The 11,577-nt window shown below is 31.7% G+C and carries 7 protein-coding genes and 2 pseudogenes; 2 read left to right on the top strand and 7 right to left on the bottom strand.

Annotation, left to right across the window (positions count from 1 at the left end; translation table 11 throughout):
• The coding region (locus tag Q0C58_RS03445) for a choice-of-anchor L domain-containing protein (RefSeq protein ID WP_290697542.1) at positions 1-2,145 on the bottom strand (2,145 nt) is incomplete at its 3' end.
• 300 nt (positions 2,146-2,445) lie between these two features.
• Between Q0C58_RS03445 and Q0C58_RS03440 the strand changes: the two genes are divergently transcribed.
• Positions 2,446-4,485, top strand: coding sequence for a thioredoxin domain-containing protein (locus tag Q0C58_RS03440; protein ID WP_290697540.1), 2,040 nt, complete (start codon positions 2,446-2,448; stop codon positions 4,483-4,485).
• A gap of 462 nt (positions 4,486-4,947) precedes the next feature.
• Positions 4,948-5,730, top strand: a pseudogene (locus tag Q0C58_RS03435) (mechanosensitive ion channel domain-containing protein).
• Here the strand turns inward: Q0C58_RS03435 and tsaB are convergent.
• From tsaB to Q0C58_RS03405, 6 genes and pseudogenes are all read right to left on the bottom strand, one after another.
• Entirely contained in the window at positions 5,731-6,408 is a 678-nt protein-coding gene (gene tsaB / locus Q0C58_RS03430; RefSeq protein WP_290697538.1) for a tRNA (adenosine(37)-N6)-threonylcarbamoyltransferase complex dimerization subunit type 1 TsaB, read from the bottom strand.
• A 7-nt stretch (positions 6,409-6,415) separates the two neighbouring features.
• A complete protein-coding gene (locus Q0C58_RS03425) occupies positions 6,416-7,759 on the bottom strand; it encodes a TolC family protein (protein WP_290697536.1) in 1,344 nt (447 codons plus the stop codon).
• Entirely contained in the window at positions 7,746-8,861 is a 1,116-nt protein-coding gene (locus tag Q0C58_RS03420; protein ID WP_290697534.1) for an efflux RND transporter periplasmic adaptor subunit, read from the bottom strand. Before Q0C58_RS03420 ends, Q0C58_RS03425 begins: the two co-directional genes overlap by 14 nt.
• A gap of 69 nt (positions 8,862-8,930) precedes the next feature.
• Positions 8,931-10,172: an ABC transporter permease gene (locus Q0C58_RS03415; RefSeq protein WP_290697531.1), complete on the bottom strand. Its 1,242-nt coding sequence runs from the start codon at positions 10,170-10,172 to the stop codon at positions 8,931-8,933.
• 2 nt (positions 10,173-10,174) lie between these two features.
• On the bottom strand, positions 10,175-11,404 hold the full coding sequence (locus tag Q0C58_RS03410; RefSeq protein ID WP_290697529.1) for an ABC transporter permease: 1,230 nt from the start codon (positions 11,402-11,404) through the stop codon (positions 10,175-10,177).
• Positions 11,397-11,577 (bottom strand): annotated as a pseudogene (locus Q0C58_RS03405) (macrolide ABC transporter ATP-binding protein); the annotation flags it as partial. The pseudogene Q0C58_RS03405 and the gene Q0C58_RS03410, both read right to left, overlap by 8 nt.

Raw genomic sequence — 11,577 nt, 5'->3', positions numbered from 1 at the left:
AACTGTATAATCTGAAGCAAGTTGTGTTCCTAAAATAATTAAATTTTGAGATTCTAAATCAAAAGGCTCAGTACCATCATTTGACGCATCATCACAAAGTTCGATATTTGGTACTGGATTTAAAACAATGTTTAAATATTGTAATAAAAATGAATCAGTAGCAAAACACGTTCCTGAGTCAACATCCTCTATTCTAATCCATATCTGCTCTCCGTCTGTACCATTATAAGTGTTTGGATTTGCAATTGGATTAATATCCATATCGGCATCGTTCTGGGAAGTATGAAAAGTAACCATCACAGTAGTTGGATCTTGAGTTCCAATTGCGGAAGTTTCGTTTTCGGTTAAATCAAAAATTACTGTGCCATTCCCATTATTACATTCAGTTAAATCATTAACTACCTGAATTGTTGCGCCTTGTATAAATTCAATAAAAATTGTGTCTGAAGTTTGACACGTAGCAGAGAAAACAATATCTACAGAATAATTTCCATCTTGCGTTACACTAATAGTAGATCCTGTTTCGTTTGGGATAACTACACCATCTAGAAACCAAGTATGTGTCGCAGAAGGAATGTTTGTATCTAATACCAGAGATGAACCTTGACATTTGGCAGTACCAGCATTAATAGTAATATCATCTCCTAATTCTCCTCCTAAATTAAATGAGCCTGCTCCAAGAAATACAGCTGCATCAAAAGCTGAGTCTAGGGCATCTGCAACTACTAATTTTATAGTGTAAGGATTATTAGCTGTTACATTAGAGAAGGCTGTCATTGCCACAGTATAACCTAAAAAATTTGTAGGATTATTAATAGCTGGTAAACCTCCTGCTCCATAATAAGAATCAAAAAAAGCAGGATTAGCTGATGGACAATTATTATTCCACATAGTATCTCTAACGGTAAAAACAGTAACAATATCTGTTGTACCGGGAACTAAAGCAAGGTTTGTGGTTATACCAGTAACCTGATCTGTTAATAAGAAAGCAAACGCATCTGTAAAGCCACATTGAAAAGTACCATATTCTTCAGAAGCAAAAACAAAATCAAAACTAATACTATTAGCTATTGGTACAAAATCGAATTGAATAAATGATGCATTATTAGTATTAGTTCCATCGCCTAACTCTGCTTCTAAATCTGCGTCTCCTGGCCATCCACCGCCACCGCCACTTTGAGTACCAGATTCTGGACCTTCAGCATCTAATGCGCTTCCAGATGATAGTATTATTCCTGCTTCAAAAGCGAAAGCGCCTTGAAGAGCTGTAAAAGACCCAATACCACTAACAGATCCAAAATCGTCTCCAGTACTAGAAATTATATTTGACACTACAGCACATGGACTATCTATTAAAACATCTTCTACTAATTGTTGGTCTGTAAAATTTGTTATATCTACATCGATATATGGCGTTAAAACTTCAACAATAATAGTGATAAATTCGGAACATCCTGTAGGATTATCATCTGTTACAGTAAATGTTGTAGTAAAAGTGCCAATATTATTATATTGATTACTTACAGATTGACCAGTTTGAGAAGCTGCTCCTGTTCCAAAATTCCATGAATAAGTTGCTCCTGTTTCGTCTTCAGAAAACACTGCACTACCATCAAAATTCACAGTACCTCCAACAGGCACTTGTATTACTCCTGCTACATTTGCCGCTGGATTAGTGGTATCTATTGTTGGCGTTATAGTTTGACAGGATTGTAAACAAGAAATATCTGCAGCCCAACCAAAAGTGTTACCTGCAACATCACTAACAAACTCTAAAGTAAGACAGCCAGTTGCACTTGTTGTTGCTGCAGAAATTATTTGAGGATTACTTGTAGTTCCAGCTCCAGAACCTGAAAAAACTCCAATAACAGTAGCTGTAGTATCGACTCCATCGTATATTGTGAGGGTATCTGTATTTGGTTGCGTACCAAAAACAGAGAAGTCTAATTGTATAAACTGATCTGGACCATCTGGACAAATAGTTAATACAAAATTCTCATTACTTGAATAATTAGCAGAACCACCACCTGAATCGAAAAGAGTACCTGAGCATTGATTAAAAGTTCCGTTTTGCATCAAAATATCTTGAGCAAAAAGAGGTGATGAACAAAAAAACAGAATTAAGGTTATCTTTAAATACTTCATTATGGTTATTTTTTTACTTTATATTTATGCATACAATATTACTAATAAATACTGAACTTACACAGCACTTAAGAGGTCATACAACCTTGAAATTGTACTTTCATCTGTATCGTAATACTATTACATAACTTGATTGTTATATTTATATAACAATCATTAATAAATTATTCCTACCTTTTTTAAAATTTAATGTAAAAAATATTTATACATTAGTTAATTCACATCAATTAAGATGAAACTATTAACATTACTATTTGCTTTTTTATTAACCACTTGTTACGCGCAAAAAAAAAAGATACTTTGACTCACAAATACACTAATAATTTAATTAACGAAACAAGTCCATACTTATTACAACATGCTCATAATCCAGTAAATTGGGAAGCTTGGAATCCTAATATTTTAAAACAAGCAAAAACATTTAATAAACTTATTATTATAAGTGTTGGCTACTCTGCATGCCATTGGTGCCACGTAATGGAGCACGAAAGTTTTGAAGACGAAACTGTTGCCAAACTAATGAACAGCAGTTTTATTAATATTAAAATTGATCGTGAAGAACGACCAGACATTGATCAAGTTTATATGAATGCTGTACAACTCATGACTGGTCAAGGTGGTTGGCCAATGAATGTTATTGCACTAACAGATGGAAGACCTGTTTGGGGAGGAACGTATTTTAAAAAAAAACAATGGATTAGTGCGCTTACTCAAATTTCTGAATTATACGAAACACAACCAGAAAAACTAGAAGAATATGCTACAAAACTCGAGCAAGGCATGAAATCTGTAGATGTTGTTTCTGTAAACACTGAAGCTCCTGAATTTAAAACCAGTTTTATTAATGAGTCTGTAGAAAACTGGGCGAAACATTTTGATAACAGAAAAGGAGGCATGAATCGTGCACCAAAATTTATGATGCCTAATAATTATCACTTTTTAATGCGCTATGCATTTCAAAATAAAAAAGAAGATATTGCAAAATTTGTTGAAAACACATTAAAAAACATGGCTTTTGGCGGTATTTACGATCAAATTGGAGGTGGATTTTCTCGCTATTCTGTAGACGATAAATGGCATGTACCACATTTTGAAAAAATGCTTTACGATAATGGACAATTGGTTAGTTTATATGCTGATGCCTACTCATTAACTAAAAGCGAATTATACAAAGAAGTTGTTATTGAAACTCTAAAATTTATAGACAGAGAACTTACAGACACTAATGGTTCGTTTTATTCTTCGTTAGATGCAGATAGCCTTACAGAATCTAATAAACTTGAAGAAGGTGCTTTTTATGTATGGACAAAAGATAACTTAGAGTACATTTTAAAGGAAGATTTCGATTTGTTTTCAAAGTATTACAACGTTAATAATTATGGGTTTTGGGAACATAAAAATTATGTTTTAATTAGAAATGAAACTGATGAAAACTTCGTTAAAAAAGAAAATATTTCGCTTGAAATTTTAAAAACAAAGAAAGCGAAATGGCAATTACTTTTATTAAATGAAAGAGATAAAAGAGAACGACCTCGTTTAGACGGTAAAGTTCTAACCTCTTGGAACGCTTTAATGCTTAAAGGTTATATTGATGCTTATCGTGTAATTAAAGATAAAAAATATCTTGATGTTGCTATAAAAAATGGGCAATTCATATTAAACAATCAATTAAAAGAAGATGGTAGCTTGTATCATAACTACAAAAACGGGAAATCTAGTATTAATGGTTTTTTAGAAGATTATGCAACAACTGTTGATGCTTTTATTACTTTATATGAAGTTACATTAGATCAAAAATGGCTTAATACGGCAAAAGCGTTAACCGATTATTGCTTTGATACTTTTTTTAACGACACAAATAAAATGTTCTTTTTCACTTCGAATAAAGATGAAAATCTTGTAACTAAAATTATTGAGTATCGCGATAATGTTATTCCTGCAAGTAACTCAGTATTTGCTAAAAACTTGTTTAAGTTATCTCATTATTTTGATAATGAATACTACCTAAGCACAGCTACAACAATGCTTAATAATGTAAAACCTGAAATTAAGGAGTATGCCTCAGGCTATTCTAATTGGTTAGATTTAATGCTTAATTACACAGAACCTTTTTACGAAATAGCTATTGTTGGCGAAGACTATAAAAATAAAACTGAAGTATTAAACGCAAAATATATTCCTAATAAAATTAGCGTTGGCAGTAAAGACGAAAGCCTACTACCATTACTAAAAAATAGATATGTTGAAAATGAAACTCTAATCTATGTTTGTATAAATAAAGCCTGTAAATTACCTGTTAAAGAAGTAAAAGAAGCAATAGATAAAATAAATAACAACTAACGATAAGGTGTTAATCTTAGCTTTCTTAACATTCTAACATTTCTACTTTTAACTCTTGAAATGTTTTTATGGACACAACAAAGAACATGAAAAAATTTTGGAGTTAAAGGTGAAGCTTTCGTAAAAAAATCAGCAGTAAAACAAGGCTTCTATAATGATTTTTTTAGCATAAGGATTAGTGCTTTTCTTTCTCATAGAAAAGAATAGTTCTAGTAAATTTTTCTTATTATACATCATTACAGTTGGAATATATGAAGCTTATTCTACAAATAAAATAAAACTATTTATTAAACAATCTGTACCTAAGATTCTATACTTTATTTTAATAAGAATACTTATTAGAACGATATAACTAAAAAAACCATATTGTCGATCAAAGATTACATTTTATAGGTTAATTAGTGATCTTCAATAAAATCATTAAATCTTTACACTCTACTAATTTAACTATTAAAACACGCTATGGAAGTACAAAAATGGATTGACAAAGGCATTGACTTTACATCTGACTTCGGTTTAAAAATCATTAGTGTCATAATTATATGGATCATTGGGTCTTGGGTTATTAAAAAATTAATGACAAAAAAGAACTATAATGAAAGTCTTCAAAAATTCTTATTAAACTTAATAGGTTAGATTTTAAAAATACTTTTAACTATTACAATATTAGGAACTCTAGGTATTCCTACAACATATTTGCTGCTATTATAGCAGCAGCAGGTCTAGCTATTGGTTTAGCTCTACAAGGGTATTTAGGTAATTTTGCTGGTGGTGTTTTGCTTTTAATTTTTATATCCTTTAAAATTGGTGATTTAATTGAAGCGCAAGGTGAGTTAGGTGTTGTAAAGGAGATTGAAATTTTACCGCCAAAATTATAACACCAACAAATAAATAAGTTATTATACCAAACGGAACACTATCTAATGGTAATATTACTCAACAGAAGGCAAGTTACGTGTTGACTTAACAATTGGAGTAAGTTATTATGCAGACAATAAACAAACAAAAGAAGTATTAATGACTGTTTTAACTTCTAATCCTAAAGTATTAAAAGATCCTGCTCCTTCTGTAAACGTTGCTAATCTTGGAGACAGTTCTGTAGATTTTGCTGTTAGACCTTATGTTAGAGTTGCAGAATATTGGGATGTCTATTTTGGCACTATAGAGAATTGTAAAATCGCACTAGATACTGCAGGTATAGAGATACCTTATCCTCATGCAGTTGAAATACAAAAAGAAGGATAATTAACTTTTAGGTTTTGGTTTTAAAGCAACAAAATCTTTAAGGTAATACGGTTCAAAATAAGCGACATCTTCGGTGTCGCTTTTTTTATACTTCAAATTTGCCAATGCACTCATTTGGTTTGCAGATGGTAGTTTATCTTCTACAAAAACAGCGTTGTCGTGGTTTATAAGTGTTTTTGTTTTCTCTACTCCATTTCCAACAAAATACACTTTACCGTTTACTAACTCTTCAGTAAAAGAAGTTTTGTCTAAAATTTGAGCTTCAATTTTTCTTATTTGTTTTAATTCTGAAGAAAAAATAGCCGAGTACACTTCCATGCGTCTAGCATCTAGCATTGGTACAATTACACCGCTTTCGGCTTTAACTTGATGCGCTAATGCTTCTAAAGTAGAAATAGAAATTAAAGGTATATCCAAGGCATAACATAGCCCTTTTGCTGCCGAAACACCAATACGTAAACCTGTGTAAGAACCTGGACCTTTACTAACTGCAATAGCATCTAGTTGAGAGCGCTCTATTTTTGCTTCGCGAAGCGTTTCATCTATAAAAACATGTAAACGCTCTGCATGAGAGTAGTTACTACTATAATCTTCTTTTAAAAGCAAAGTCTCACCATCTATAGATAGTGAGACAGAGCAATTTGTTGTTGCGGTTTCTATATTTAATATTAAAGCCAAAGTTTATTTATTGTGTTATAGGTTTTCCAAGATAGAAGTCTAACACTTTTGTTTTAAAAACAAAATCGTATTTAGCGTTAATTAAAGATGCTTCCGCATTTACTAATCGCAATCGTGATTGCTCTAAATCGAAAGCATTCATAACACCAATGTTGTAACGTTCTTCTGAATTTCCAAATGCTAATTGTTGAGACTCTAAAGAGACTTTTGCAGCTTCGTATGCTCTTAATGCAGATTTTGCATCTGTAAATGCACGTTGTATATTTGCTTCAAGATTTAGTTTTGCTTGCTCTAATCCTAACAATGCATTCTGTTCTTGAATTTGAGATTTTGCTACTGCGGTTTTGTTTTGGTATTGAGAAAAAATAGGTACGTTAACACTCAATCTAAAATTGTGTCCTTTGTTAGAATCTATTTCGTTAAAAAATGATTGTTTAAAGAAGTCATTATCACGTTCACTCCATACAGAACTTAATCCATAACTAGCAGTTACACTAGGATAATAACCACTTTTAGATATTTCTGTTCCTAATTTAGAATTTTCAATATTCTTTTCGGCTACTTTTATTTCATTTCTATTAGCAAGTGCATAATCTAAAATTGGAGTTACGTCGTTATAAAGTAATTCTGCAGAAGGATTATCTATATCCACAGCTTCAATTTCAAAACCTTTAAATGGTACTTGTAATATTTGCGATAGTGTTAATAAAGATAATTCGTAATTATTTTCTGCTACGGTAACGCTTTGTAAATCGCGACTTAATGTTGCTTGCGCGTCATAAATATTAGCCTGAGGCTGTACTCCTGCATCTACCAATTCTTGGACTTGATTTAGTTGTTTTTGGGAAAATTTATATTGTGCATTAGCCGTTTCTAAATTCTCTTTATTAAATAAGATATTTAAATAAGAATTTACAACATTTAAAGAAATATCGTCTTGTATTCTTGCCAATTCAAGTTGGTTAGTCTCTAAATTAAGTTGCGATTGCTTGTATAGATTCATTCTCCTAAAGCCATTAAAAACGGTATAGTTTGCGCCAATATTATAATTAGCAGAATAAGTTACCTCGTTATTAATACGCTGGTTAGATACTGGATCGAAACCAGAACCAAGACCAAGACCTGTTCCTATTCCTGCATTTGCAGAAGGTAAAAACTGACCTTTGGCAGCGATAATATCTTGCTCGTTAGTTAATAATGTGTTTTTAACTTGAAGTATAGAAATATTATTTTCTAAAGCATGATTTACACTTGCTTTAAGCGACCATGTATTATCTTGTGCATAAGTTGAAAAACCAACAAATACAAAGCATGCAGTTACTAAAATGTTTTTTTTATTAATCTTCATCATCGTTATCTTCTTTAGAGGCTTTATTCCAAACCTTGATTTTATCACTTTCTTCAACACCATCTGTAATTTCTACGTTTATTCCATCTGAAAGACCTAATATTACATTTTGCTTTTCAAACTTACCTTCACCTTTTTCAATTTCAATGAAAGGTTTTTCTGTAATTCTATTAAATTGAAGTAAAGATTCCTTGATAACCAATACGCTATCTTTAGACTCCATTTCAATCTCTGCATTTGCACTATAACCTGCTCTAATTTTTGTAGATGGCTCTACTTCTACATCTGCTTTAATGGTAAATTGTACAGCGCCATTTTCTTCTTTTCCTTTTGGTGCAACAAAAGTTAATTTTGATGGAAACTCTTTTTCTCCAATAGCTCCTAAAATAACCTTAATGTCTTTTCCTTCTTCAAGTTTACCTACTTCAGCTTCATCTACTTTACCTTCAAAAATCATTTTACTCATGTCTGCAATAAATGCAATAGTAGTTCCATCGTTAAAGTTATTACTAGCAATTACTTGATCGCCTTCACGAACAGGAATCTCTAAAATAGTTCCAGGAATAAGTGCTGTAATATTTGTATTTGCAGAACCTCCTCCAGAAATTGAACCTCTTTTTATAATTTGGTAGTTATTTTGTGCTTGCCTTAACGTCTCGTTAGATTGGTTTAAAGCTAGCTCACTATTCTCGAAATCTTGTCTAGAAATTACGCCTTTATCAAATAAAGATTTATTTCTGTCGTAAATAGTTTTAGAGTTATTGTAACCCAATTTAGCACTTGCTATTTGCCCGTTTGCACCTACTAAACTTTGTTCGTTTGGTACTACTCTAATTTTAGCAATAACATCACCTTTTTTAACAATATCTCCTTCTTCTACTAAGATTTTGTCTATAATTCCAGCAATTTGAGGTTTTAATTCAATTTCTTCTTCAGGATTAAGTTTTCCTGTAGCAACCGTTTTAGTGTTTATAGAGGTGTAAAATGGTTGTGCTGTTTTAAAATCTTCAACAGATTTTGAATTAGAATCTTTAAAGTACTTAAGTACCCAAAGTAAGGCAAAAACTAATGCCACTATTACGATGATTTTTAATGCTTTTTTCATTTTTAAATTTAATTTTTGTCAGTTGGTTTTAAAGCTATCGCTTTTCTTTTTATTTTGATTGATGATTATCTACTCTTCTCTTAAGGCATCTATTGGTTTTATACTAGTAGCTTTAAATGCTGGTATTAAACCAATTAGTGTTCCTAAAACTACTAATATTAAAAGTGCAACAAATACTACTGTTATAGATACTGACGCATTTACTATTACAGCTTCTGCACCTTGACCAAAGGCACTATCTAGCGCTATTAATATCCATCCTCCAGATATAATACCAAATAAACCTGCAAGAATAGTTATAAATACTGCCTCTAAAACAATTTGTCTTTTTATTTCGAATGGTGTTGCACCAAGTGCGCGACGTACACCAATTTCCTTAGTTCTTTCTTTTACTGTTATTAGTAGAATGTTACCAATAGCAAACACACCTGCAATAAGTGTTGCTATACCTACAAACCATGTTAAAAACTGCATTCCTGTTAAAAAACCAGTAACTTTAGCAAACTCTTTTCCTAGGTTAAAACTACCAAAGGCACGTTTATCTTCTGGGTGCACTTTATTTAAATTTCTTAAAAGAAGTTTAGCATCTGCTTCTATTTGAGAGATATCGTATTCTGGCTTTCCGGTAATCATCATCCAACCAATTTTTCCTCCCATATTGTAAATTTGTTGAAAGGTGGTAAATGGAATATGCATATCGCTTGATGGTCCCATGTTAGCATTCCCAGTTTCAAACATGCCAATAACTTTAAAATTCATACTATTAAGCTGTATGTATTCGCCAATCATTTCTGCATCTTTTTCAAAAAGTTGTTTATATATTTCTTCTGAAATTACAACCACTTTTCTATTCTCATCGATATCTGTTTGATTGATAAAGCGACCTTGAATCATTTTCTTTTTCTGAACCTGATCTAGTAATGGATAATCACCATTAACTCCAAAACTTCCAGACAAAAAATTATGAACAACTAAAGCAGAACTTTGATTTCTTGGCACCACAAACTCAATACCATCTACATTTTCTTCTATCTTTTTAGCATCGCTAATTTTTAGCTGTACAGCTCTACCTTCTTGAAAACCTTTAAATGGCTTACTAGTGTTTTGTGCCCAGACAAACACACTATTAGTAGCAAAACTACCAAACAATCTATTAAATGAGTTCTCTAAACCTCTTGCAGAACCTAATAAGCCAATAAGCAACAAAATTCCCCACCAAACACCAACCATAGTTAATGCCGAACGTAGTTTGTTTTTTGTTAAACTATCGTAGACTTCTTGCCAAGTATCTCTTTCAAATAAAAATTGCATAATTAATCGTCTCTTAGTGCTACAATAGGTTTTATTCTTGATGCCTTTTTTGCTGGTAAATAGCCAGCAATTGCTCCTGCTAGAATTAGCGTAAATAATGCACTAACTACTATATTTAAACTTACCGAAGGATCTTTTATAAAGTATTTTTCTAATAATGGACCAGAGAGCTCTACAACTCCCATACCAACTATTAATCCAATTAAACCAGCAATAATTGTTATTAATATAGACTCTAGTAAAATAATTGAAACAATAGATTTTGGAGATGCACCTAAAGCTTTACGAATACCTATTTCTTTAGTTCGTTCTTTAACAATAAAAATCATCATGTTACTAATACCCACAATACCTGCTATTAGTGTTCCAAAGCCAATAAATAAAACCATGACACCTAATCCACCTGTCATTTGGTTTATTGCTTTAGATTCGTTTGCTAGATTTCTAACACGAATAGCACGTTGATCGTTTTGCGACACCATAAACCTGTCTTTAAGTTTTTTTGTAAGTATAGTACTAAAACCTATAGCTGCATCAAAACTCATCTCTGGATTATAGGTTAAATTTATCTGGTCGATATGGTCGTTATTTCCATAAATTTGTTGTGCAGTACTTACTGGCATGTAAATTAGTCGCTCTTCGTTATCGCCTCCATCATCATTAAAAACACCTACCACTTTGTATTGAATACCATTTAGATTAATATATTTACCTATAGCTGTAGTTTTTAAAAACAAATCTTCTTCTACTAAACGACCAATAACAACAACTTTAGTTTTGTTTTTAATATCAGATTCGTTTACATAACGTCCATAAGTTACTTTAGTATTCTCAAGATATTGGTGGTCTGGATTAACAGCACGAATACTATAATTACTTTTTTCATTTCTAAATGTTGCAGTAACATTTAAATAAATTCTAGATGTTATGTATTGTACTTTATCTCCAAATTCCTTTTCTATCCATTTCTTATCTTCATTTTTAAATTGAATTTGTCTTCCCGCCTGCAAACCATTACTAGCTTTAGAAGTTCTACCAGATTGTATAAATATAGAATTTGAGGCATCATCAGAAAATGCAGTATCAAAAGTATTAACCAAACCGTTAACTAAGCCAAATAAAATAGCGAATAGAGAAATAGCAAAAGCCACAGTAAAGCCAGAAAGCAAACTTCTGGTTTTATTCATATTAATACTTTGGAAAATTTCTCTCCACAGGTCTCTATCAAACATATTGCGAAGCTCTATCTTGTTTTACAAATACATCTTCCATAATAACACCATCTTTTAAGCGTACAATACGTTTACACATATTTGCAATGTCTTCTTCGTGTGTTACCATTAATATGGTTTTACCTTCATCGTTAAGAGATTGTATAAAATCCATAATCTCATGCGATGTTTTG

Origin of the sequence: Lacinutrix sp. (assembly GCF_023299985.1) — a bacterium.
Lineage (GTDB): Bacteria > Bacteroidota > Bacteroidia > Flavobacteriales > Flavobacteriaceae > Lacinutrix.
Note: the sequence above shows the minus strand (reverse complement) of the source record. Positions and strands in the feature narration are given on the sequence as shown.

What these genes read in the sequence shown, in the direction of transcription:
- Q0C58_RS03425 (WP_290697536.1), bottom strand. Translation starts at nt 7,759, where the DNA reads ATGATGAAGATTAATAAAAAAAACATTTTAGTAACTGCATGCTTTGTA.
- Q0C58_RS03420 (WP_290697534.1), bottom strand. Translation starts at nt 8,861, where the DNA reads ATGAAAAAAGCATTAAAAATCATCGTAATAGTGGCATTAGTTTTTGCC.
- Q0C58_RS03415 (WP_290697531.1), bottom strand. Translation starts at nt 10,172, where the DNA reads ATGCAATTTTTATTTGAAAGAGATACTTGGCAAGAAGTCTACGATAGT.
- Q0C58_RS03410 (WP_290697529.1), bottom strand. Translation starts at nt 11,404, where the DNA reads ATGTTTGATAGAGACCTGTGGAGAGAAATTTTCCAAAGTATTAATATG.